At 69.0% G+C, this 24141-nt stretch carries 20 protein-coding genes; 8 read left to right on the top strand and 12 right to left on the bottom strand.

The annotated features are described in order from the left end of the window. Positions 1–154: 154 nt before the first annotated feature. On the top strand, positions 155–2833 hold the full coding sequence (locus tag LYSHEL_RS09980) for an autotransporter family protein (RefSeq protein WP_213433901.1): 2679 nt from the start codon (positions 155–157) through the stop codon (positions 2831–2833). Between the two features lie 49 nt (positions 2834–2882). Here LYSHEL_RS09980 and LYSHEL_RS09985 read toward each other — a convergent pair whose 3' ends face one another. The 4 genes from LYSHEL_RS09985 to LYSHEL_RS10000 form a co-directional block, all read right to left on the bottom strand. Continuing rightward, the gene (locus LYSHEL_RS09985; protein WP_213433902.1) at positions 2883–3272 is read right to left on the bottom strand and encodes a YgiW/YdeI family stress tolerance OB fold protein; all 390 of its coding nucleotides are present in this window, start codon (positions 3270–3272) and stop codon (positions 2883–2885) included. 164 nt (positions 3273–3436) lie between these two features. After that, complete coding sequence (locus tag LYSHEL_RS09990; protein WP_213433903.1) at positions 3437–5335, bottom strand: S8 family peptidase; 1899 nt, start codon at positions 5333–5335, stop codon at positions 3437–3439. A 74-nt stretch (positions 5336–5409) separates the two neighbouring features. Beyond that, a complete protein-coding gene (locus LYSHEL_RS09995) occupies positions 5410–8349 on the bottom strand; it encodes a YadA-like family protein (RefSeq protein WP_213433904.1) in 2940 nt (979 codons plus the stop codon). 333 nt (positions 8350–8682) lie between these two features. Then, complete coding sequence (locus tag LYSHEL_RS10000; protein ID WP_213433905.1) at positions 8683–9582, bottom strand: hypothetical protein; 900 nt, start codon at positions 9580–9582, stop codon at positions 8683–8685. Between the two features lie 222 nt (positions 9583–9804). Here LYSHEL_RS10000 and LYSHEL_RS10005 point away from each other — a divergent pair, with 222 nt between their 5' ends. Next, on the top strand, positions 9805–9996 hold the full coding sequence (locus LYSHEL_RS10005) for a hypothetical protein (protein WP_213433906.1): 192 nt from the start codon (positions 9805–9807) through the stop codon (positions 9994–9996). Positions 9997–10015: 19 nt separating this feature from the next. Here the strand turns inward: LYSHEL_RS10005 and LYSHEL_RS10010 are convergent, their stop codons facing one another. The 7 genes from LYSHEL_RS10010 to LYSHEL_RS10040 all read right to left on the bottom strand — a co-directional run bounded on the left by LYSHEL_RS10010 (position 10016) and on the right by LYSHEL_RS10040 (position 16889). Further along, positions 10016–10216, bottom strand: coding sequence for a YbdD/YjiX family protein (locus tag LYSHEL_RS10010; protein WP_244858501.1), 201 nt, complete (start codon positions 10214–10216; stop codon positions 10016–10018). Next, positions 10203–12260, bottom strand: coding sequence for a carbon starvation CstA family protein (locus tag LYSHEL_RS10015; protein WP_213433908.1), 2058 nt, complete (start codon positions 12258–12260; stop codon positions 10203–10205). Before LYSHEL_RS10015 ends, LYSHEL_RS10010 begins: the two co-directional genes overlap by 14 nt. Positions 12261–12283: 23 nt before the next feature. Beyond that, a complete protein-coding gene (locus LYSHEL_RS10020; protein WP_213433909.1) occupies positions 12284–13279 on the bottom strand; it encodes a magnesium and cobalt transport protein CorA in 996 nt (331 codons plus the stop codon). Between the two features lie 45 nt (positions 13280–13324). Beyond that, positions 13325–14497 (bottom strand): lipoprotein N-acyltransferase Lnb domain-containing protein, encoded by a 1173-nt coding sequence (locus LYSHEL_RS10025; protein ID WP_244858503.1) that lies wholly within the window; start codon positions 14495–14497, stop codon positions 13325–13327. Beyond that, a complete protein-coding gene (locus tag LYSHEL_RS10030; protein WP_213433911.1) occupies positions 14484–15344 on the bottom strand; it encodes a CorC family transporter in 861 nt (286 codons plus the stop codon). The genes LYSHEL_RS10025 and LYSHEL_RS10030 overlap by 14 nt, the downstream gene beginning before the upstream one ends. A gap of 88 nt (positions 15345–15432) precedes the next feature. After that, positions 15433–15903, bottom strand: a complete 471-nt coding sequence (gene ybeY / locus LYSHEL_RS10035; protein ID WP_213433912.1) for an rRNA maturation RNase YbeY — start codon at positions 15901–15903, stop codon at positions 15433–15435. Next, the gene (locus tag LYSHEL_RS10040) at positions 15900–16889 is read right to left on the bottom strand and encodes a PhoH family protein (protein WP_213433913.1); all 990 of its coding nucleotides are present in this window, start codon (positions 16887–16889) and stop codon (positions 15900–15902) included. The genes ybeY and LYSHEL_RS10040 overlap by 4 nt, the downstream gene beginning before the upstream one ends. A gap of 183 nt (positions 16890–17072) precedes the next feature. On the opposite strand from LYSHEL_RS10040, the gene LYSHEL_RS10045 reads away from it, so the two are divergent. From LYSHEL_RS10045 to LYSHEL_RS10060, 4 genes are read left to right on the top strand one after another with little or no spacing between them, the layout of a single operon-like run. Continuing rightward, the gene (locus LYSHEL_RS10045; protein WP_213433914.1) at positions 17073–17786 is read left to right on the top strand and encodes a TetR/AcrR family transcriptional regulator; all 714 of its coding nucleotides are present in this window, start codon (positions 17073–17075) and stop codon (positions 17784–17786) included. 25 nt (positions 17787–17811) lie between these two features. Beyond that, positions 17812–18771, top strand: a complete 960-nt coding sequence (locus LYSHEL_RS10050) for an HlyD family secretion protein (RefSeq protein ID WP_213433915.1) — start codon at positions 17812–17814, stop codon at positions 18769–18771. A 20-nt stretch (positions 18772–18791) separates the two neighbouring features. Beyond that, positions 18792–19724 (top strand): ABC transporter ATP-binding protein, encoded by a 933-nt coding sequence (locus LYSHEL_RS10055; RefSeq protein WP_213437764.1) that lies wholly within the window; start codon positions 18792–18794, stop codon positions 19722–19724. After that, on the top strand, positions 19721–20809 hold the full coding sequence (locus tag LYSHEL_RS10060; protein ID WP_213433916.1) for an ABC transporter permease: 1089 nt from the start codon (positions 19721–19723) through the stop codon (positions 20807–20809). Before LYSHEL_RS10055 ends, LYSHEL_RS10060 begins: the two co-directional genes overlap by 4 nt. Here LYSHEL_RS10060 and miaB read toward each other — a convergent pair. Beyond that, complete coding sequence (gene miaB / locus LYSHEL_RS10065) at positions 20806–22203, bottom strand: tRNA (N6-isopentenyl adenosine(37)-C2)-methylthiotransferase MiaB (RefSeq protein WP_213433917.1); 1398 nt, start codon at positions 22201–22203, stop codon at positions 20806–20808. The two genes, LYSHEL_RS10060 and miaB, sit on opposite strands and share 4 nt — an antisense overlap. Positions 22204–22385: 182 nt before the next feature. Between miaB and LYSHEL_RS10070 the strand changes: the two genes are divergently transcribed. After that, positions 22386–23315 (top strand): lytic transglycosylase domain-containing protein, encoded by a 930-nt coding sequence (locus LYSHEL_RS10070; protein WP_213433918.1) that lies wholly within the window; start codon positions 22386–22388, stop codon positions 23313–23315. A gap of 183 nt (positions 23316–23498) precedes the next feature. Further along, positions 23499–24140 (top strand): ubiquinol-cytochrome c reductase iron-sulfur subunit, encoded by a 642-nt coding sequence (gene petA / locus LYSHEL_RS10075; protein ID WP_213433919.1) that lies wholly within the window; start codon positions 23499–23501, stop codon positions 24138–24140. Position 24141: the final 1 nt, after the last annotated feature.

The raw sequence follows: 24141 nt of genomic DNA on the forward strand, positions 1-24141 counted from the left end.
TCGTGCGTCCGTAGACAAAACGCGTCGCGCGTCTGCGCGGAAAATTCTCACTACTCCCGGGCGCGTGCAGGCCGCAGGCTACGCCGCGTGGCCGTTCCGCGATCGATGGGCTGCAACGCGCAGCACCGGCGCACGCATTTCCAGGGAGCATTCGATGGCATTTCGTTCTTTCGCGCGACAGCCGCTGGCGCAAGCCGTGGGCGTCGCGATGGTGGCATTGTGGATGGCGCCGCAGGTGGCGGCGCAGTCGCTGAACGTCAGCGACGGTTTGACGCACACGGCCAGCGGTACCTACGACACGGGAAGCACGCCGCTCGGACATGCGTTGTCTGCGCAGAATGCAGGATCGCGTATCGAGGGCACGTCGGTTGTCGTGAGGACCGCGGGCAATAACGCCATGGGGATGATGACGTTCAACGGCGGCACGATCGACATGACCGGCGTCGACGTCGCGACGTCGGGAAGTACGGCATTCGGTGTCTACGTGGACACGAACGGTGGCTCCGTCGTCCTGCGCAACAGCACCATCGTGACTACTGGCAGCAACGCAGGGGGGCTGATTGCCGCGAACACCACGGCGGGGTCTCTCGCCATCTCGGCCACGGATACCAGCATCCGCACGACGGGTGTCAACGCTTACGGCGCGACGTCCCTCGACGGGATCCTCGCGTTGACGCGCGGATCCGTCACCACCGATGCGGCGGTTGCGCTCATGGCGGCGTCCGACGACGGACGAATCAACGCAACCGATGTCGCCATCCGCGCCAACGGCAATGATGTGGTGCAGGCCCTCACCGCCGGCGTCATCACCCTGCGCGGCGGCACGGTAGATGCAACCTCCGCCGCCGGACGCGGACTTGTCGCGCAGGATGCCGGCAGCGTCATCAACGTCAGCAACGGCACGCGCATCACGACGATCGGCGGCACCGGGGCCGACGTGAGCACCGGTGGTTCGATCACGTTCGATGGCGCTTCCGTGCAGGCCACCGGCGCAGGCGCTGCCGCCGTCGGCGTCACCGATGCGGGATCGATGTTCCAGGCCACCGGTGCCTCCATCACGTCCGCGCAAAGCACCGGCGTGCGGTTGACCAACGGTGGTTCGGCGACGCTCATCGATACCACCGTCACCGGCGGCGACAACGCGGTGAGTTTCAAGTCGGCGGCCGGCAGCAGCGCGCTCACCGTGTCGGGCGGAAGCCTGCAATCCGCGGGATCCGCGATCATCGCCAGGTCCGGCACGCATTCGCTCACCGTGTCGAACGGCGCGCAACTGCAGGCCGACGACAACACGCTCGTCGAAGTGGCGGGTGGGGCGGGCCTCGCGACGGTGTTCGACGGCGTCGATCTCGTGGGCGCGCTGACCGCGGCGCCGACCGGCGTGCTCGACCTCACGCTGCGGAACAACGCGATCCTCAACGGCACGATCTCGAACGGCGCCACGACCACCATGGACACCGGGTCGAACTGGACGCTTTCCGGCGATTCGGACGTGCAATCTCTGAACCTCGCGGGCACCGTCGGGTTCGCCGAACCCGGCGGCGGCGTGTTCAAGACCCTCACCGTCCATGGCGACTACGCCGGCAATGGCGGCACGCTCGCGCTCAACACGCATCTTGCCGCAGACGACGCGGGCACCGATCGCCTCGTCGTCGAAGGCAACACGCGCGGGACCACGCACGTGCAAGTCACCAACGCCGGTGGCGCGGGCATGCAGACCAACGCGGACGGGATCCAGGTGGTGCGGGTCGACGGTGCGTCCGATGGCACGTTCGCGCTGGCCAGCCGTGCGGTCGGCGGCGCGTACGAGTATTCGCTCCACCAGGGCGGCATCGCGGATCCGAACGACGGCGACTGGTACCTGCGTTCGGCGCTCGCGCAGGAAACGCCGGTCGATCCGGGCACGCCGATCACGCCCGTCTATCGCCCCGAGACCGGCGCGTACCTCGCCAACCAGGCGATGGCGACGGCGATGTTCGTGCACCGCCACGACGATCGCGGCCGCCTGCGCCACGAGGACACCCTGGATCGCAACGCATGGGTGCGCGTGACGCGCGGCCAGTTCAGCGCTACCGCGGGCGCGGGCCAGGTCGACATCGGCGCCGAACATCGCGGGCTCGAGATCGGCAGCACGCTGCATGCGTGGGAGACGGCGATGGGCGCGGTCACGGTGGGCGCCACGCTCAACCGGGCCGAGGCCGACACGCGCGATGTGTCGTTGCCCACGCTGTACCGCGCGAATGGCGAAGTCCGCGGCAAGGCGGCGGCGCTGTTCGGCACGTGGGTGCAGGATGCGTCCGAGCGCGGCGGATTGTCCGTCGATGCGTGGGTGCAGCGCGCGACGTACGAACACACGGTGCAGGGCGAGGGCCTGGTGCAGGAGTCATACGACGCGCGTGCGTGGTCGGCGTCGCTGGAAGGCGGCTATGCCTTTCCGATCCATGCGCGCGACGGCCTCGCGCTCTACCTGCAACCGCAACTGCAGTTGATCAACACCGACTACGACGCGAAAACGCACGTCGAGGCGAACGGGACCGTCGTCGCACCGCACGGCGACGGCGGCCTGACCACCCGCCTCGGCGTGCGCCTCTACGGCATCGTCAAGGAAGTGCAGCCCTTCGCCGAGTTCAACGCGTGGCACAACGACACCGGCAACGCGATCCGCTTCGATGGGCAGGCGGTGGACCTCGCGCTGGATCCGGTGATGTACGAAGGCAACGCCGGGTTGACGGTGGATTTCGGCAAGGGCTGGGCCGGGTGGGGCAGCCTGGGCCTGCAGTTCGCGGATGCGACGCGCACGTATCAGGGGCAGCTTGGGATGAAGTACCGCTGGTGATCCCGCACGACCCCGCTTCGTCGCGAAGCGGGGTCGATCGCGTTGACGATCAACGCAGCACGCGGATCTTCTCCACTTCGAATTCCGTGCCCAGCACGTCCTTGTCCACTTCCACCACCAGTTCGACGCGCTGGTCGGCGGCGATCGGTTGTCCGGCGGGGAAGCGGTTGCCTGCGATCTCCACGGTCACGCGCCCGCTGCTGTCCGCGAACGTGTATTCGTGGCCGCCGTCGTGGGACACGATGTTGCCTTGCAGGCGCGCGTACTGGTCGTCGCGTCCTTCGGCCACCAGTTGCGCGGCGGTCATCGTCGGGATCGAACTCGGACCCTGGTAGCCCGTGCCGGCGGCGGCTTCCTGCGCGGGACCGGTGTACTGGGCGAAGGTGGTGGCGGACAACAGCAGCGATCCGGACAGGCTGGCAACGACGAAGCGTTTCATGCGGTGTCTCCGGCAATGGGCATTGGGCCCGGGACACATGGTCTATGCCTGTTGCCTTCGGTAAGCACGCCGGAAAGTCACCGTCCATGGTCGGAACGCTCCCGATCCACGCCTGCACAATCGCAGCCGTGGCCCCGCTCCCGTGCGAAGCGGGGCCATCGGTGCTACTGCACCGTCGCCTGGAAATGCATCGCGTGGTAGGCGCGCGTCGGCGACAGCAGCACGTGGTACTCGCCCGCTTGCGACGGCTGCACGACGATTTGCGCGTTGTTGCCCGGGCGAACCGACGCGTGATCGTGGTCGCCCGCCGCCGTGCCCGCAGGACTCCCGAACCTGACGTACATGTCGCCGTCCCCGGTGCCGCCGAACGTTCGCAACGTCACGCGGCTCGCACCCGCCGGCACGTCGATGACGAAGGCGTGCGCCTGCCCGGGCAATGCGACGAGGTTCGACACCAGTTGCCCGCTGGACACGCGCACCGGTTGCGGTGGCGGGATCACGCCGGCGATCACCGCGGAGACCGCCGCCCCTGCATCCGCGATGCCCGCGCCGATGCGCTGGTCCGGCGTGGCCGGGAATGCGCGCGCGGTGCCGACCAGGTAGCGCTCCACGATGTCGGGCGCGAGGTGTTCGCTCGCCGCGCCCTGCATCAACGCCGCGATGCCGGCCACGTGTGGTGCGGCCATCGACGTGCCGGCCATCCCGGCGTAGTCCGCCGTCGCGGGCACGGTCTTGCCGGTGTTCCACGTCGACCAGATGAACCCGTGCGGCATCCACAAGGCGCCGCTGCTGCCATCGTTGACGTAGCGGCCGCCGCCGGGCGCGGCGACGTCCACGGGCGCGCCGAAGTTGGAGTAATGCGCGCGCTTGCCCGTCAACCCGTTGGAGGCGACGGTCACCACGCCCTTGCAGTTGGCAGGCGTCGCCCCCGCGGCATCCACGTTGCTGTTGCCGGCCGCGACCACGATCGTGCTGCCACGCGCGCGTGCCCCGTCGATCGCCGACTGCAGGTACGCCGGGCAACTTCCGCCGCCGCCGAGGCTCATGTTGATGACATGCGCGGGCGTCGCATTGGCGGGCACGCCATCGACCGCGCCGCCGGAGGCCCAGGTGATGGCATCCGCGATGTCCGCGAGCGGACCGCCGCAATGCCCGAGCACGCGCACCGGCAATAGTTTTGCATCGCCTGCCACGCCCGCAATGCCGACCTTGTTGTTCGTGACCGCGGCGATCGTGCCCGCCACGTGCGTGCCGTGCCAGCTGCTGTCGCGCGCAGGGCAGCCTGCGGTCGACCACGGCGGCCCGTGCGTCCAGTCACCGGGATCCCATCCGCCGGGTTGGCGATCGGCGGTTTCGCGTCCCGAAAAGAACGGATCGCTCAGGAAGTCGTACCCCGCGCCATCGACCACGTTGCCGTCGAGGTCCGGATGCGCGGTGATGCCGGTGTCGAGCACGGCGACCACGATGCCGTTGCCGCGCGCGCCCTGCGCCCATGCACCGGGCGCGGCAATGCCGCCCTTCGGGTCGTACAGGTCGGACTGGAGGTGCGTGTACGTGACGCCTGAGCGTTCGATGGGGCCGCTGTACCACGGGTCGTTCGGTTCGTCCGTGCGTTGCGCGATGCGCTCGGCTTCGGCGTATTCCACGGACGGATCCTTCGCGATCTCGCGTGCGATGGCTTCGGCGTCGCCGCGCGCGAGCGGGAGCGAGAACCGCACCACATCGGCGCCGACGGCCAGGCGCGTGATCGGCGCGATGCCGACGAAGCCTGCGTTGGCCGGCACGATTGCATCGCGCGCGACCACGCGCGTCGTCGTGCGCAAAGCGTGGGCGGACAGGTCGGCGATGCGCTGCGTCGCGACCGTGCGCTGGCGCTGCTCGGGCGTGCCGTCGCGGAACTTCACGATGATGCGCTGGCTGGCCGGGCCTTCGGTAGTGGTGGCCAGCGGCACGACGTACAGCGGCGAAGCAGTCTGCGCGTGCGCGTCGACGGGCGAAGCCAGCAGGGTTGCGAGCGTCGCCACGCACGGCAACGCACCGCGGGGGAAGCGGATGGAGGTCATGCAGGATTCCTCGTGGAAGCCGCGGGTGCGGCGAAAAAAGACGCGCGGCCGGGACCCGCCCGCGCAGGGGAAAGTCACCAGCCGAAGCCGACGCCGACGCCGAGCGAGTGCTCGCCGCCTTCGGAGAACGCACCGCCTAGGCTGAAGGTCGCGCGCTCGCTCAACGCGCGCTGGAAGCCCACGGCCATCGACGCTTCGCCATGCGCGCCGCCCACACCGATGCCCAGGCGGTTGTCGGTGCGCAGGCCCGCGGTGTTGATCGCCATCTGCGTCATCGCCGCGCTCATCGCGCCTTGCCGGTCGATGCGGCGGTCCTGGTCGATGAATCGCGCGTCCACGCGGGTCTCGAACGCATCGAGCTGGCCCTGCAACGCCTGCATCTGGAGGTCGGCATACGCGGTGGCCTGCTGGACGCTCTGCTGTGCGGCGGTGTCGGCGTAGCGGTTGGCCGTGGCGACGACGGCCTCGGTCTGCGCCACGTCGTGCCCGGTGGCGGGGCGCGATGGCGCCGCGCTTTCCTGCATCGGCGCCGATGCGTTGAACGTGGATTCCAGCATCGCCACGCGCTGGTGCAAGGCGTCGAGTTGGGCCACGCCGCTGTCGAACGCGGCCGCGCGCACACCGAAGGCATTTACATGCTGGCGCAGCTGCGCCAGGTTCACCGCGTCGGTGTCCTGCGTGCCGGCGGCCACGTGCGTGAGCTGGCGTTCCGCGCCCGCGCTGCCGAAGGACACGGTGTTGGCGCGCATCGCACTCGATTGCGCGCCGATGGCCACGCTGTTGAGCGCGAGCGCCTGCGCATTGGCGCCGAAGGCGAGGGCGTTGGTCGCCGCGGACGTGGCGTTGGGGCCGAAGGCGACGGTGTTGGTCGCCACCGCCTGGCTGTTCGCGCCGATGGCGATCGCGTTCGTGTGCGTGGTTTCGGCGCGTGCGCCGATCGCGATGCCGCCGGTCGAAGCGCTGTGCGCGGCATGGCCGATCGCTACCGACTCGGCACCGGCCGCGTGCGCATTCGCGCCGGCCGCGATTGCGGAGATGCCCGCAGCGCTCGCATCGTCGCTGCGGTCGCGCTTGCCGTGCGCGGCGAAGTAGCGATTCGCATCGCCGTCGGCGACCGTGCCGATCGCCGCGTTGAGCTGGTCGACGTTCACCGCGTCCGTGCCTTCCGCGCCCGCCGCGACGTTCACCAGTTGCCGTGCGCGCATCGCGTGCGCCACGTTGCCGCGATCCGTCCACGCCTGCGCGGCGCCGATGGACACGGTGTTGGCGCGGTCCGCCAGCGAGCCTTCGCTCAGCGCGACGCTGTGCGCCGCCTGTGCCGCGCTGCCGGTCCCGATCGCGCTGGCGCGCTCGCCGCTGGCGTTCGCCCATGCGCCGAGCGCCAACGCGCGCTCCGGCATCGCGAGGCTCCGATAGCCCGCAACGGTGCTCGCGATCCCCGAAGCCCGCGCTTCCGCGCCGAACGCCGACGCGCGCAACGCGTCGGCCGTGCTGTAGATGCCGACGGCGGCGGCCTGCGTGCCGGCGCGTGCATCGTTGCCCACCGCGACGCTGCGCTCGCCGGCGACCGTCCAGTTGCCCAATGCCGTGCCTTGCACGTTCGCGTAACTGCGATGGCCCGTCGCGGTGGCATTCGCATCGGCGAACGAATACGACCCCACCGCCACGCTGTCGCCCGCTGAATCGCTGTCGAAGCCGATCGCCGTGGCGTTCAGCGAACGCGCGTACGCCGCGCCGCCGATCGCGGTGCTGCGCCAGCCGTACGAGAACGCGCCCGTGCCGACCGCCGTGGCCTGCACGCCCTTCGCTTCGCTCCATGCACCGAAGGCCGCGGCCCCGTTGCCGGTGGCGAAGCTGTCGGCGCCGAAGGCCATGTTCAAGTCGCCGACGGCGCGGGCGCGCACGCCGAACGCAGCGGTATCCGCGCCCTCGGTGAAGGCGAACGCGCCATGCGATACGGCGTTGCGCCCCATCGCCTGCGCCTGGTAACCGGTGGCCACGCTGTCGTCGCCGAACGCGACGCTGCCGGCGCCCTGCGCGATCGCACGTTGTCCGATCGCGGCCGCGTTGTTGCCGGTGGCGAGACTGTCTTCGCCGTCGGCGAATGCGTTGCTGCCCAGCGCGACGCTGCGATCCCCGACCGCGAGCGCGTAGCCGCCGACGGCGGTGCTGTCGTCGCCCTGCGCGAGCGAAGACGCACCGGCCGCGACGCTGTCGCGCCCGACCACCAGCGCATCGTCGCTGCCGTCGTCGTTGCCGGACGCCTTGAAGTAGCGCGGCGTCGCGGCGACCGGCATCACGCCGGCCAGCGCGGCTTCGAGTTGCTGCACGTTCACCGCATCGGTGGGCGCAGTGCCGGCGGCGACCTGCGTGAGCTGGCGCAGTCCGAACGCGACCGAGCGTGCGCGGTCGGTCTGCGTCCACTGGCCCAGCGCGATGGCGTCATCGTGCGCGGCGAAGGCGCTCGGCCCGATGGCGATCGATGACACGCCCGTCGCATACGCGGTACCGCCGAGCGCGATCGAGAAATCCCCGAGCGCGTGCGCCGAAACGCCTCCCGCGAACGCATGGCGTCCGAGTGCAACCGATTCGAACCCTGCCGCGATGGCGTACTGGCCGGTGGCCAGCGAACGCGCCCCTGCGGCGACCGCATGCGGTCCGGTGGCGCGTGCATCCTGCGTGCCGTCTTCCAGGCCGTCCGCGTCGAACAGGCGCGAGGACACGCCGACGGGCGTGGCGGGCGTCGTCGCGGGTGTCGCGGGCGTGGACGCAGGGGCGACCGGTGCCTCGTCGGAGGACAGCAGGTGCAAGCCGAGCAACGCGGCGACGGGTGCCCCGATGCGCGCGTCGAACCACGATGCGCCCGCGACCGGGAGCGCGTTGTCGCAGTCCTGCGTCGCATCGCCGAAGGGACCGTCGCACTCGGTCGTGGGCGCCGGTTCGAGCGCGTAGGCCGGCGATGCGAGCAGCAGCGCGCAGAACGTGGACAGGGCGGTGGGGGTGCGTGGCGTCATCGTGCGTCCTCATGCGTGGCCGGGAAAATCCGATCGCAGTGGAGGCAACGGGGCGGGACGCGCGCCAGCGGATGCACGGCGTGGACGAACGAGAGTTTTCTCGTGGACGCGAGGATGTGACGCAGTCGCCGGATTCCATCGGCGCGTGGTCGGCGGTGTTCGGGTTTCTAGTGCAGCGCGTGGAAAGGTCGCGATCTCGCGCTGGTCGGACGCGCGGAGTGCGCTGCTGTTTCGCGCCGAATGCGAGGCGCCTTCGCAAAAAGAACGCCCCGTGTTTCCACGGGGCGTTCCACTCTCGACGCAACAGGGGGAAGCGTCTCGAGGTGCGCGGTGTCAGTACGTGGTCGTGAAGGTGCGCTTGCAGGGCGTCGGGCTGACCACGCCGGCGCCGTTGTTCAGCGCGTCGAGGTAGTCCTTCAGCTGTTCCTGGTAAGCGCGTTCCGGGTGGCCGGACGGCGTGTACGGATCGCTGCCCAGCGAGGCATTGGCCAGCGCCATCAGTTCGTTGACCGTGCCGCCGAACGGCGCGTAGATCGCGTTGCCGCTGACGAACCCGGCTTCGACGTTCAACTGCATCGCCGCCAGGTGCGACGAGAGCTTGTACGCCATGTTGGTCGCATTGCTGTCGAGCAGCCACGTGCGGAACGACGGATAGTCCACCGGGTTGAACCCGACGCCGTTGGCATCGACGAGGTTGAGGCTGCCGAGCAGGTTGAGTTCCGGCAACAGGCTGGCGGGCGAACCATCCAGCATCGTCGCCTGGCCGTTCTTGTTGCTCCAGAAGCCCGGCGTCTTGCCGCCGCTGCCCTTCGTGCAGTAGTTGCCGAAGCTCAGTTGCGTGGTGTGCCCCACGGTGACGACGATGCCGGTCTGCGGATTGATCGGATCGCCGCCCGCGTCGACGGGCTTGGACTGGAACCAGTTGCCTTCGACCGGCACGGCTTCGAACATCGTGTAGTCGGTGCCGGGGATCACGCCGTTGAACTGCGCATAGCCGAACGAATCGGTGAGCAGCGTGGCGATGTCGCCCAGGCTCGCCGAACCCAGCGTCATCGGCCAGTCGCGCAGGCGTGGTTCGGTGGGATCGTGGATGCCGTTCGCGTTCGCGTCGTAGAACTTCTTGACGAGGATGATGCCGCTCGAGCAGATGCAGGCGAAGGCGGTGGAGGCGCTGAGCGCGGTGGCGAGCACCGCCAGCTTGATGGCGCGCCGGCGCGGGATGTTGCGAATCATGGATGCACCTCGTGATGTCCGTTGGTTGCGTTGGGAGTTCGCGAGGAACGCGCCCTGACACGTTGTCGCTGGCCAAGGAAACGGACGAGTTCGGCCAGCTCGGCCATTCGACGACCAACGGTGCATATCGGGGAATTAGCGGCGTTTTCGCGATGTTTTCGCGTTCACGCCGCCTCCACGCCGCGCAGTGGACGTTCTCGCGCAATGCCAGGGGGAACTCGCATGGAAACGCATCACCACGGTCCGAACGACGGCGTGCGCTACCACGGTCCGGAACGTCGCCGCGGCGGCGAGCGCCGCCAGAACCACGATCGCCGCGAAATGATCCGCTTCGAACTGACGAAGGAAGATCGCCGCAGCGGCAAGGATCGCCGGCAGCAGGACGGGTGGGGGAAGCCGCTCTCGCGTTATTGAGTCAGAGGCAGCGCAAGCTTCAACAACACCGCGACCGTCCGCGCCCGTAGCGCGCATGCATGCGCTCGACGCAGAACGCTTCGCGCGTCATCGGCACGTCGCCGGGATGATGCGCGCGCACGTGGGCGACGTAGGCGTCGTAATCCGGCACGCCGATCGCCAGCCGCGCGGTCTGCAGCGCCGCGCGCCAGGCGTCGCGCCATTGCTCAGCGAACCGCATCGAGCGCCACATAGTCGCTCTCCCGCGCCGTCGGCAGGTCCGCGCGCCGCGCCCGCCATGCCGCCCGCGTCGCGAAAACCAGCGTCAGCACCACCACCGCCATCAGCAACGCACACAACGCCGCGTCGATCTGGTTGTTGAGCAGCACGCGCCGCATGTCGTCGAGCGACTTCGCCGGCGCCAGGACTTCGCCGTGCGCGAGGGCGTCGGTGTAACGCCGCACGTTCGACAGGAACCCGATCTTCGGATCGGCATGGAACAGCTTCTGCCACCCGGCGGTGAGCGTGCACGCGAGCAGCCAGGCGGTCGGCAACGCGGCGACCCACAGGTAGCGCTCGCGCTTCATCTTCACCAGCACCGCGCAAACGAAGATCATCGCCAGGCCCGCGAGCATCTGGTTCGCGATGCCGAACAGCGGCCACAAGGTGTTGATGCCGCCGAGCGGATCGACCACGCCCTGGTAGAGGAACCAGCCCCAGCCCGACACCGCGAGCGCGGTGCACACGAGGTTGGCGGTCCAGCTTTCCGTGCGCCGGAACGACGGCACGGCCAGGCCCACCACCTCCTGGATCATGAAGCGCGCCACGCGCGTGCCCGCGTCGAGCGTCGTGAGGATGAACAAGGCTTCGAACAGGATCGCGTAGTGGTACCAGAACGCGAGCATCCCGCCGCCGCCCACGATGCCGTGCAGCAGTTGCGCCATGCCCACGGCCAGCGTGGGCGCGCCGCCGGTGCGCGAGAGGATCGTCGTCTCGCCGATGTCGCGCGCGGTTTGCGCGAGCACGTCGGGCGTGACCACGAAGCCCCATTGCGAAATGGCCTGCGCGGCAGATTCGACCGTCGTGCCGATCGCCGCCGTCGGTGCGTTCATCGCGAAGTACACCGCCGGGTCCAGCACGCACGCCGCCACCAGCGCCATCACCGCGACGCAGGCTTCCATCAGCATGCCGCCGTAGCCGATCACCGGGATCTCGCGTTCGTTCGCGATCATCTTGGGCGTGGTGCCCGAGGCGATCAGCGCGTGGAAGCCGGAGATCGACCCGCACGCGATCGTGATGAACAGGAACGGGAACAGGCTGCCCGCGAACACCGGCCCGCTGCCGTCGATGAAGCGCGTGACCGCCGGCATCTGCAATTGCGGCATCGCGATGAAGATCGCGACCGCCAGCAACGCCACGGTGCCGAGCTTGAGGAACGTGGACAGGTAATCGCGCGGCGCGAGCAGCATCCAGATCGGCAGCACGGCGGCGACGAAGCCGTAGGCGATCAGCATCCACGCCAGCGCCTTGCCGTCGAAGGTGAACAGCGCCGCCCAGGTTGGCGATGCCGCGACGTGGCCGCCCCACCAGATCGACGCGAGCAACAGCACCAGGCCGACGACGGACGCTTCGAGGATGCGGCCCGGCCGCCACCAGCGCAGCCATGCGCCCATCAGGAACGCGATCGGGATCGTCATCGCGACGGTGAAGGTGCCCCACGGACTCACCGCGAGCGCCTTGACGACGACCAGGCCCAGCACTGCGAGCAGGATCACCATGATCGCGAGGATGCCGATCATCGCGGTCACGCCCGCGGCGGCGCCGAGTTCGTTGCGGATCATTTCGCCGAGCGAACGCCCGTCGCGCCGCACGGACAGGAACAACACCAGCATGTCCTGCACCGCGCCCGCGAGCACCACGCCGAACAGGATCCACAACAGTCCGGGCAGGTAGCCCATCTGCGCCGCGAGCACGGGACCGACCAGCGGACCCGCGCCTGCGATGGCCGCGAAGTGGTGCCCGAACAGCACCACCTTCTGCGTCGGCACGTAATCGAGCCCGTCGTTGCGACGCCATGCGGGCGTCGCGCGCGAGGGATCGAGTTGCATCGCGTGGGTGGCGATGTAGCGCGCGTGGAAGCGATAGCCGATGGCGAACACCGAGATCGACGCCGCGATGACCCACATCGCCCCGACGGTTTCGCCGCGCGACAACGCCAGCACGCCCAGGCAACACGCCGCGAACACCGCCACCGCGGCCCAGCCCAGCCCCTTGATCCAGCGCATGCACGAACTCCCCGTCGCGCGGCCTACAGCCAGCGGACTTTCCTGAGATAGCGGTACAGGCCGATGCAGACCGCGCCCACCACCACCACGAGGATGGCGTAGCTGTAGCGGCCTTCCAGCTCGGGCATGTGCCTGAAGTTCATGCCGTACCAGCTGGTGATCAGCGTGGGCGCGGCGAGCAGCGCGGCCCAGCCGGCGAGCTTCTTCACCACCTCGCCCTGGTTTACCGTGACCAGCGCGAGGTTGACGCTCATCGCCGCGGTGAGCATCTCGCGCAGCGTGTCGGTGCTTTCGTTGATGCGCACGGCATGGTCGAGCACGTCGCGGAAGTACAGGCGCACTTCTTCCGGCACCAGCCCGCCGTGCATGCGCGTGAGCTGCGCCAGGATGTCCTGCATGGGCGAGACCGCCAGGCGCAGCTGCGTGAGTTCGCGCTTGAGCTCGTACAGCTTCACCACCGTGTCGCGGCTGTAGCTCTCCGCGAAGATGTCCTTCTCCAGCGCGTTCAGCGAATCGCGGAACTCGGAGACGATCGGAAGATAGTTGTCGACGATGAAGTCGAGCCCGGCGTACAGCGCGTAGGCGGGGCCGAGGGCGAGCAGTTCGGGTTCGCGCTCCACGCGCGTGCGCACCGGCGCGTAGGACAGCGATGCGCCGTGCCGCACCGTCACGAGGTAACGCGCGCCGAGGAAGGCGTGCGTTTCGCCGAAGCGGATGTGGTCGTCGATCATCTGCGCGGTGTGCACCGCGACGAACAGCGAATTGCCGTACGCCTCGATCTTCGGGCGCTGGTGCGCGTGCTGCGCATCCTCCACCGCCAGGTCGTGCAGGCCGAATTCTTCCTGCAGCTTGTCGAGCAGCGCGTCCTCGGGTTCGTACAGGCCCACCCAGACGAAGCTGCCGTCATCGACGGCCAGCACGTCGCTGATCGCATCGAGGCTGATGTCGCGCCGCTTGCCGTGGCGGTCGTACACCACGCAGTTGATGACGCAGGCGGGCAGGGCGGCGGGATCGTTCATTGCCCGGATCGTGCCCCGTCGGACGGGGCCGGGGCAAGCATCGCGTCAGCGTGGGCGCGGGGTGAATGCGAACGCGGCGTGGATCGGGAGCAGCAACGCGAGCCAGGCGATCTGCACCTGGCCCCCCGGCAGCAACTGCAGCGCCAGCGCCAGCACGCCGCCGCCGAACACCACGTAGCGGACGATGCCGTGGAAACGCGACGTCGCGCCCCCGCGCAGCATCGCCCAGGCGCCGGGCAGCAACAGCAGGCACAGCGGCGAGAACAGCAGGAGGTTGTGGTTGGCCCAGCCCGCGACGTGCGCGGTGCAGCACCAGATGAAAGCCAGCAGGAGGCCGAGCAGCCCGAGCACCGTCCAGAACGGCAGCGCGATCCCGCCGAGCAGGCGCGGCGCGCGCGCGGCGAGCATGCGCACCAGTCCGGCCGCGACCAGGCCGGCGAGCAGCCACGGCCACCAGCGGCGCGGGGCGTCCGGCGGTTCGGGGGCGAGGCGGTGTTCGACGAGGACGCTCTCGGACAACACCAGCGGGCGGCCCGCGCTGTTGCGGGCTTCGCGCAGGCTGTCGGCGAGGCGCATCGGGACGAACGCGTCCTGCCAGCGCGACAAAGGCTTGTCGGCGTACGGGCCCAGGCCGATGTCGAACCCCGTGCCCATCCACCAGGCCGGCGAGGCGAGGCGCACGGCTTCGTAGCGATACGTGTTGCCCTGCGAACGGCCCGCGAGCTGGCGTTGCAGGGCGCCGCCGAGTGCGCGGTCGACCGCATCGCGCACGCGCGTCGAACAGTTGTCGGTGAAGTATTCGTAGCGGTAGCGCGCGTGCTCGGGCTTCGCGTTCTCGGCGAGCGCGGCGGCGATGTCTTCCGACTGTTGCGGCGTGAGATCCAGCCATTGGATCGACACGCCGCGGCCGACGTCGCGGTAATACGCGAGGTCCTGCTCGAGCGGCAGCGCGACGAGCATGTATTCCATGTCGCCCTTGACGAAGCGGCCGATGAAGCCCGGTTCGTCGAGGTCGAAGAAGCCGAAGTTGTAGGAGATCGGCCCGCCCGGCGCATCGGGATCGGCGACGACGATGGCGTTGTGGCCGAAACGTTCGAAGAAGATTTCGCCGGGCTGCATCGTCATCACGCCGATGCGCGGCGTGGCGAAGGCGACCGTGGCGAAGAGCCACAGCGCGAAGGCAATCAGCAGTTGCGCGAAGCGGTCAGGAGTCCGCATGCACGCTGACATGGAGCGCGTGCAGGCGACGCGCATCGGCGCGGGCGACGCGGAAGCCGAAGCGGCCCAGCGTGAGTTCCTCGCCGGCTTCCGGCAGGTGGCCGATCGCGGCGGTGAGCAGGCCACCGATGGTGTCGTACTCGTCGTCGTCGAAATCGGCGCCGAAGCGTTCGTTGAAATCGCAGATCGGCGTGAGCGCATCGACCACGAAGTGGCCGTCGGCCTGCGCGGCGATCAGCTGGTTCTCGTCGACGGCTTCGTCGTGCTCGTCGTCGATGTCGCCGACGATCTGTTCCAGCACGTCTTCGATCGTGACCAGGCCGGCGACGCCGCCGTACTCGTCGATCACGATGGCCATGTGGTTGCGCGACTGGCGGAACTCGCGCAGCAGCACGTTGAGCTTCTTGGATTCGGGGATCAGCACCGCGGGACGGAGCAGTTCGCGCACGCTGGCCGGGGCGTGTTCGGCGACCACGCCGCGCAGCAGGTCCTTGGCCAGCAGGATGCCGAGGATCTCGTCCTTGTCTTCGCCATGCACCGGATAACGCGAATGGCCGGACTCGACGACCTGGCGCATCAGCGTCATCAGGTCGGCTTCCGGGGTCAGCGCCACCATCTGCGCGCGGGGGATCATCACGTCGCCCACGGTGAGGTCGGACACCGCGATGGCGCCTTCCATCATCCGCAGGGTGTCGGCCGCGATCAGGCCATCGGCCTGCACGTCGCGCAACAACTCGACGAGATCCTCGCGGGTGGTGGGCTCGCCGGAAAGGGCGGCGGTGATGCGATCGAGCCAGGTACGGCGGCTCTTGTCTTCGTGCTGCTGGGGACTGTCGTCGTCGGCCATGGGCGGGGGGAAAGCAGTTCCGGGCAACGCGGAACGAACGGGCGGCGAGTCTAGCGCGGAAGTGCGCAGGTTCGGTGAAACGGCCGTTTCACTCGAGGGCGTAGGGGTCTTCGATCCCGAGGTCGGCCAGGATCTCGCGTTCCAGGCCCTCCATCGCCTCGGCGTCGCGCGGGTCCTCGTGGTCCCAGCCCAGCAGGTGCAGGGCGCCGTGGACCGTGAGGTGGGCGTAGTGGGCGAGCAGGGGCTTCTTCTGTTCCTTCGCCTCGCGGGCCACCACCGGGGCGCACAGGACGATGTCGCCGAGCAGGGGCAGCTTCACGCCTTCGGGCAGGTCGGCCGGGAAGCTCAGGACGTTGGTCGCGTAGTCCTTGCCCCGGTAATGGCGGTTGAGGGCGCGGCCTTCCTTGGTGCCGACGATGCGCAGGGCGAGGTCCGCCTCGCGGATGCGGCCCTGCAGCGCGGCGGCCACCCATTTGCGGAAGCTCACCGCCGCCGGCAGGCCGGCGCGCGGGACGGCGTATTCGACGCCGACATCGAGTCGGACCGGACCACGGGTCATGGATTCTTTCCTGTCGAGGCGTCCTGCGCATCGCGTGCGTCGTACGCATCCACGATGCGCGCGACCAGCGGATGGCGCACGACGTCGCGCGCCTGGAAGAAGGTGAAGCTGATGCCGTCCACGCCATGCAGCACGTCGATGGCGTCGCGCAGGCCGGACTTCTGGTGCTTCGGCAAGTCGATCTGCGTGAGGTCGCCGGTGACCACGGCGGTGGCGCCGAAGCCCAGGCGCGTCAGGAACATCTTCATCTGTTCGATGGTGGTGTTCTGCGCTTCGTCGAGGATCACGAACGCATCGTTGAGCGTGCGGCCGCGCATGTACGCGAGCGGCGCGATCTCGATGACGTTCTTCTCCAGCAGCTTGATCACTTTCTCCACGCCGAGCATTTCGTACAGCGCGTCGTAGAGCGGGCGCAGGTAGGGATCGACCTTCTGCGTGAGGTCGCCCGGGAGGAAGCCGAGCTTTTCGCCGGCTTCCACGGCGGGGCGCACGAGGATCAGGCGCTGCACGCGCGATTCGTTGAGCGCTTCCACCGCCATCGCCACCGCGAGGAAGGTCTTGCCGGTGCCGGCGGGGCCGACGCCGAAGTTGATGTCGTTGGTCGCGATCGCGTGCAGGTACTTGCCCTGGTTGGCGCCGCGGCCGCGGATGGTGCCGCGCTTGACGCGGATGGCGACGTCCTGCGGTTCGATGCCGTCGGTGGCGCGCACGGGATCGGCGTCGACGGCGTTGAGCCGGATGTTGATCGCGTGGCCGTCGAAGATTTCCTCGCCGGCCTCGGCGTAGAGCTCGCGCAGGAAGCGCTCGGCGCGCTGCACGTTCGCCTCCGCACCGGTGATGCGGAAGATGTTGCCGCGGTTGGCGATCTCCACGCCCAGGCGCAGTTCGATCTGGCGCAGGTGGGCGTCGAAGGCGCCGGCGAGGTTCGCGAGGCGTTCGCTGTCGGGCGGGTCGAGGGTGAAGTCGCGTTGTGCGGGTGCATTCATCGCGGCAAGCGTAGCGCGGCGTCGTGTTGGAGGCGATCACGGGCGCTTCGGGAAAAGTAGGTCAAAAAGATCGGGCCCTGGATTGGAATGCAGCGCACCGGGGACGGCCGGGGGCAGGGCCCCGCGGACCGTCCGTCGGACCTCGCTTGCCCCTAATTCATTGCTGAATTAAATATGCACGACATGCCCCGCACCCCCGCCAAACCCGCGCCCCGCAAGGCTTCGGGCCGCAGCCCGGCCAAACCGGCCGTGCGCGCCCGCAGCGCCGACCAGCGCGCCCCCGGCCGTCCCACGGGCGAAAGCCCGGACCAGCGCGCCCGCCTCCTGGACGCCGCCGTCGGGTGCTTTGCGCGCCGCGGGATCGCCGCCGCCACGCTGCGCGAGATCGCCACCGATGCCGGCGTGAATCCGGCGCTCGTCCACTACTACTTCGGCGACAAGCTGCAGTTGCAGCAGGCGGTGATCGCCGAACGGCTGATGCCGGCGTTCGCCGAAGTGCGCAACGCGACGATGCAATCCGGCGACGACATCGCCGGCCTGGTCGCCGGGTTCGTGCGCGGCATGTGCGACGCCGTCGAACGCCATCCCTGGCTGCCGCCGCTGTGGGTGCGCGAAGTGCTGTGCGAAGGCGGTGCGCTGCGCGAAGTGCTGTTCACGACGATGGCGCCGCAGGTCCCGCAACTGCTCGCGGCGCGCTTCGCCGCCGCGCAGGACGCCGGCGAGCTCAATCCCGACCTCGATCCGCGCCTGCTGGTCGCCTCGCTCGTGGGCCTGACGTTGTTCCCCGCCGCGGGCGCGCCGATCTGGCGCCGCCTGTTCGCCGCCGACGACATCGATGCCACCACGATGCGCGACCACGCCATCGCGCTGCTCGATCGCGGCCTCGGTACGCCCTGACCCCCCTTTGCCTGCGAGATCCCAGATGCGCACGACCATCGCCCCCGCCCTCCTCGCGCTCTGCATCGCCGCCACGCTGCCCGCGTGCCGCAACGACACGCCGCAGGCGCTCGGCACGCTGGAATACGACCGCATCACGTTGCCGTCGCCGGCCGCGGAAAAGATCGTCGCGATCGACGTGCGCGAAGGACAGCGCGTGAAAGCGGGTCAGTCCCTGCTGCGGCTGGAACTGGACCGCACGCGTTCGAGCACGGACGTGGCGCGCGCCGAAGCGCAACGCCAGCGCGCCTCGCTGCAGGAACTGGAAGCCGGCCCGCGCAGCGAACAGATCGCGCAGGCCCGCGCGCAACTGGTCGCCGCGCAGGCGGAGGAACGCCAGGCCCGCGACTACTACACGCGCGTGCGGCCGTTGGGTCGCCAGCAATTGATTGCCGCCGCGGAAGTCGAGCGCGCCCGCGCGTCCGTGGACAACGCCGCCGCCACCGCGCGCGCGCAGGCCGAAGCCTTGCGCGAACTCGAAGCCGGCACGCGCCGCGAACAGATCGCGCAGGGCGAAGCCGCGCTCGCCGCCTCCGAAGCGCAGGCCGCCGCGCAGCAGGTGACGCTCGACAAACTCACCGTCGTCGCGCCGCGCGATGCGCTCGTCGACAGCATTCCCTACAAGCTCGGCGACCAGGCGCCGGTGGGCCAGCCGCTCGCGATCCTGCTCGTCGGCGGTGCGCCGTATGCACGCGTGTACGTGCCGGAGACGATCCGCGCGAACGTGAAGGTCGGCGATGCCGCGCGCGTGTTCGTCGGCGGGCAGAAGGAATCGCGGCCCGGCACCGTGCGCATGATCCGCACCGAGCCCAGCTTCACCCCGTACTACGCGTTGATCGGCAAGGACGCGGCGCGCCTGAGCTATGTCGCGGAGATCACGCTGACAAGCGGCGACGCCGCGTCGTTGCCGCCGGGCCTGCCGGTGCGCGTGGAGTTCGGGAAATGAGCAAGGACGACGACCTCGCGATCGTCGCGCACGGGCTGACCAAGCGCTTCGGCGACCTCACCGCGGTCGACCACGTCGACCTCAGCGTGCCGAAGGCGAGCGTGTACGGCTTCCTCGGCCCCAACGGTTCGGGCAAGTCGACCACCATCCGCATGCTGTGCGGCCTGATGACGCCGACCGAAGGCGACATCGAAGTGCTGGGGCTGGAGATCCCCGCGCAGGCCGAAGCGCTGCGCCGCCGCATCGGCTACATGACGCAGAAGTTCTCCCTGTTCGACGACCTCACCGTGCGCGAGAACCTGGAATTCCTCGCCGCCGTGCAGGACATCCCGAAGGCGAAGGCGCGCGTGCGCATCGACGAACTCGTGCAGCGCTACCACTTCGAGGATCGGCAGAAGCAGCTCGCGGGCACGATGAGCGGCGGGCAGAAGCAGCGCCTCGCGCTGGCCGGTGCGGTGATCCATTCGCCGGAACTGCTGTTCCTCGACGAACCCACCAGCGCGGTGGATCCGGAATCGCGCCGCGACTTCTGGGAAAAGCTGTTCGAACTCGCCGACGGCGGCACCACGATCCTCGTTTCCACGCATTACATGGACGAAGCCGAACGCTGCCATCGTCTCGCGATCCTGGATCGCGGCGCGCTGGTTGCCGACGGCACGCCGGCCGAACTCACCGAAGCGCTCGCCGGCCGCACGCTCGCCGTGCATTCCAAGCAACCGCGCCGCACGCAGCGCGCGATCATCGCCGCGCCGGGCGTCATCAGCGCCGCGCAGGTGGGCAACACCTTGCGCGTGCTCACCGAGGCCGGCGGCGATGCCATCACCCGCGTGCGCGAAGGCCTGGCGCAGGCCGGCCTGGACGCGACGGTCGAACCCGCCGAGGCGAACCTCGAAGACGTGTTCGTCGCCGCCACGCGCAAGCACGACGCCGCCACGCAGGAGGCCGCCGCATGAGCGCGCGCCGCCTGTTCGCGATCATGCAGAAGGAATTGCGGCAGATGCGCCGCGACCGCATCACGCTGGCGATGATCGTCGGCATCCCGGTGATGCAGCTGGTGCTGTTCGGCTACGCGATCAACTTCAACCTGCGCGACCTGGAAACCGCGGTATCGGACCAGGCTTCGACCGCGGGCTCGCGCGCGTTGGTGATGGACATGGTGAACACCGGCGTGATCCACCCGGTGAAGGACGCAAGCAGCCCGCAGGAACTGATGACGATGCTGCGGCGTGGCGAGATCAGCGTGGGCATCGTGATCCCCTCGGATTTCGAACGCCGCCGCATCGATGGCCGCGAAGCGGTGCAGGTGCTGGTGGACGGCGCCGATTCGGCGGTGCAGGGCGCGGCCGCGCAGCTCTCGCAGGTGCCGATCGACAGTGCGTCCACGGTGAAGCTGAAGCCGTCGCAGATCAACGTGGTCGGTTTCTACAACCCGGAGCGGCGCTCGGCGATCAACATCGTGCCAGGCCTGATCGGGATCATCCTGACGATGACCATGGTGATGTTCACCGCGGTCGCGATCGTGCGCGAACGCGAGCGCGGGAACATGGAGTTGCTGATCGCAACCCCCGTGAGCCGCAGCGAACTGATGATCGGCAAGGTGTTGCCGTTCGCGGGCATCGGCCTGATCCAGACGACGCTGGTGTTGCTGCTGGGCGCGTGGCTGTTCGAAGTGCCGATCCGCGGAAGCTTGCTGGACGTCTACTTCGCGGCCGTGCTGCTGATCCTCGCCAACCTGTCGCTGGGCCTGATGATTTCCACCAAGGCGCAGTCGCAGTTCCAGGCGATGCAGATGACGTTCTTCGTGTTCCTGCCGTCGATCCTGCTGTCGGGTTTCATGTTCCCGTTCGCGGGCATGCCGAAGCTCATCCAGTGGATCGCCGAAGTGCTGCCGCTGACGCACTTCCTGCGGATGATCCGCGGCGTGATGCTGCGCGGCGCGACGCTGGGGGATTTGTGGCCGGAGGTGCTGGCGTTGCTGGCCTTCACCGCCGTGATGATGACGGCGGCGATCCTGCGCTTCAGCAAGCGCCTGGATTAAACGACCACGCGCCCGCGCAGCGAGTTCGAGAACGCTTCGGTGATCTGCACGTCGACGAACTGGCCGATCAGGCGCGCGGGCGCGGCGAAGTTCACCGACCGCATGTTCTCGGTCTTGCCGGTCAGTTCGTTCGGGTCTTTCTTCGACGGGCCCTCGACCAGCACCCGCTGCACCGTGCCCACCATCGCCTGCGAAATCGTGGCCGCATGCGCGTTGATGTGCGCCTGCAGGCGTTCGAGGCGTGCGTGTTTTTCCGCGGACGTCGTGTCGTCCTGCAGGTCCGCGGCCGGCGTGCCGGGGCGGCGCGAATAGATGAAGGAGAACGACTGGTCGAAGCCGACGTCCTCGATCAGCTTCATCGTCTTCTCGAAGTCCGCATCCGTCTCGCCGGGGAAGCCGACGATGAAATCCGACGAGATCGAAATGTCCGGGCGCACCGCGCGCAGCTTGCGGATCTTCGACTTGAACTCCAGCGCCGTGTAGCCGCGCTTCATCGCCGACAGCACGCGGTCGCTGCCGGCCTGCACGGGCAGGTGCAGGTAGTTGGCGAGCTGCGGGACGTCGCGATACGCCTCGACCAGCGAATCGGAGAACTCCAGCGGATGCGAGGTGGTGAAGCGGATGCGGCCGATGCCGTCGATTTCAGCGATCGCGCGGATCAGCAGCGCGAGGTCCGCCACGCCTTCATCGGCATGGTCGCCATCGCCCAGCGGGCCGCGATACGCGTTGACGTTCTGGCCGAGCAGGTTGACCTCGCGCACGCCCTGCGCGGCGAGCTGCGCGACTTCCACCAGCACGTCCTCGAACGGACGGCTGACTTCTTCGCCGCGCGTGTAGGGCACGACGCAGAACGCGCAGTACTTCGAGCAGCCTTCCATGATCGAGACGAAGGCGCTGGGGCCTTCGGCGCGCGGCTCGGGCAGGCGATCGAACTTCTCGATCTCCGGGAAGCTGATGTCGATCTGCGGCAGGCCGGTGGCGCGGCGCTCGCGCAGCAGCTCGGGCAGGCGGTGCAGCGTCTGCGGGCCGAACACCAGGTCCACGTACGGCGCGCGCTTCACGATGGCGGCGCCTTCCTGCGAGGCCACGCAGCCGCCGACGCCGATCAGCACGGGCTTGCCGTCCTTCTTCAGCGCCTTCCACCGGCCCAGCTGGCTGAAGACTTTTTCCTGCGCCTTCTCGCGGATGGAGCACGTGTTGACCAGGACGACGTCCGCGTCCTCGACGTTGTCGGTGAGCTCCAGGCCTTCGCTGGCGGCGAGGACGTCGGCCATGCGGGCCGAGTCGTACTCGTTCATCTGGCACCCGTGGGTCTTGATGAAGAGCTTGCCGCGGGGGGCAGGGCGGGGGTCGGCGGCGACGGGCGCCGTCTCGAGGACAGTCAGTTCGGTCATGGGTCTGGTCCGGGTGGGCGGCGGTGAATCCGCGCCGGGGTGTGAAGGCGCGGGAGTCTACCGCGGCCGGATCGTGACGGGGTCCGCGTTCACTGAAATCAACCGGCCGTTCATAGGAATCAAGGACTTGTCAAACCTCATGATTGAGAGGACGATCCCGCGCCATGACTAGGGGAAGGGGCATGGGGAAAGTCCTCGGGGCCATCGTCGTCGGCGCGCTCGCGCTGGGCGCGATGCCGGCCTTCGCGGGCACCCTGTATCGCTGCGACGGCGCCGACGGCGCGCGCAGCTACGTCAGCAAGCGCGTCCCCGGCGCGAAGTGCACCGTCATCAGTTATTCGCCGAAGGCCGCGCGCGCCACCGGGCCCGCGCCGTCCCTGCATGTCGGCAGCACCACCACCGCAAGCAACGTCGCCGGCACGCCGGTCACCGCCAGCCTCCCGGCCGCGCCCGCCGCCACGGAAATCGCGCCGCCGCCCGCACCCGTCGCCACCCGCCCGTACCAGGCGCCGCGCCTCGTGCAGGGCCAGGTCTATTCGTACATCCAGGATGGCGTGCGCCACTACACCAGCAAGGCGCCGAAGGGCGTGGCCGGTGCGTCGGCGGTCCGCACCATCAAGTACAGCTTCATGGAAACCTGCTATGCCTGCGGTGCGCGCCCGGGCGTCAACTTCAATACGTTGCGCCTCAACACCAACGCGTATTCGGCGGAAATCGCGGCGGCCGCCAAGCAGCACGGCGTCGACGAAGCCATCGTGCGCGCGATCATCCATGCCGAATCCGCCTTCAATCCCAATGCGCTGTCGCGCGTGGGCGCGCAGGGCCTGATGCAGCTGATGCCGGCCACCGCGCGTCGCTTCGGCGTGGGCAATGCCTTCGACGCCAACCAGAACATCGCCGGCGGCGTGCAGTACCTCGCCTGGCTCATCAAGCGCTTCCACGGCGACCTCAGCCTGGTCGCGGCCGGTTACAACGCCGGCGAAGGCGCGGTCGACAAGTACCGGGGCGTCCCGCCGTACAGCGAAACCCGCCGCTACGTCGAGCGCGTGGCCCTGCTGGCCGAGCGCTACCGCGGCGCCATCGCGGGCCCGGCGGCCGTCGCCGCCAAGTAATCCGGCGTCGCCGGACTGCGGCAGAGTTCTGCCCACGGCACAAATCCGCCGCCCGGACCCACGCTCGGATTGTCGGCCGATTAAGCGTTCCGTTACACTTCGCCGTCTTTGCGGCCTGTCCCACGCGCGTCCCTGCGCCAGGCAAGCCGTGCATCGCATCAGCGTCTTAAAGCGGAGTGCCGGATGTCCAACGTTGGGTCAGGGGTCAACGATCCCGCTCATGTCCATGACGGTGAACCCGTCAATCTGAGCCGTCGCCGGTTCCTGACCGCCACCACCGCGGTGGTCGGTGCGGTCGGTGTCGGCGTCGCGGCCGTGCCTTTCATCAAGTCCTGGAATCCCAGCGCCCGCGCGAAGCTCGCCGGTGCGCCGATCACCGCGGACATCAGCGCGCTCGCCGAAGGCACGCGCATGGTGCTCGAGTGGCGCGGGCAGCCGATCTGGATCGTCAAGCGCACCAAGCAGATGCTCGAGATCCTGCCGACGCTCGATCCGCGCCTGCGCGATCCCAAGTCGGACAACCTCGACCAGCAGCCCGCCTACGCGCGCAACGAACTGCGCTCGATCAAGCCGGAGATCTCCGTGCTGGTCGGCCTGTGCACGCACCTGGGCTGCTCGCCGGAAATGAAGGCCGAGATCAAGCCCGAACCGTTCGACCCGCAGTGGAAGGGCGGCTACTTCTGCCCCTGCCACAAGTCGCGCTTCGACATGGCCGGCCGCGTGTTCGACGGCGTCCCGGCGCCGATCAACCTGCTGGTCCCGCCGCACCACTTCGAGGGTGACAACGCCATCGTCATCGGCGTCGATCCGACGGGGAAGGCATAAG

Source organism: Lysobacter helvus, assembly GCF_018406645.1.
Lineage (GTDB): Bacteria > Pseudomonadota > Gammaproteobacteria > Xanthomonadales > Xanthomonadaceae > Noviluteimonas > Noviluteimonas caseinilytica.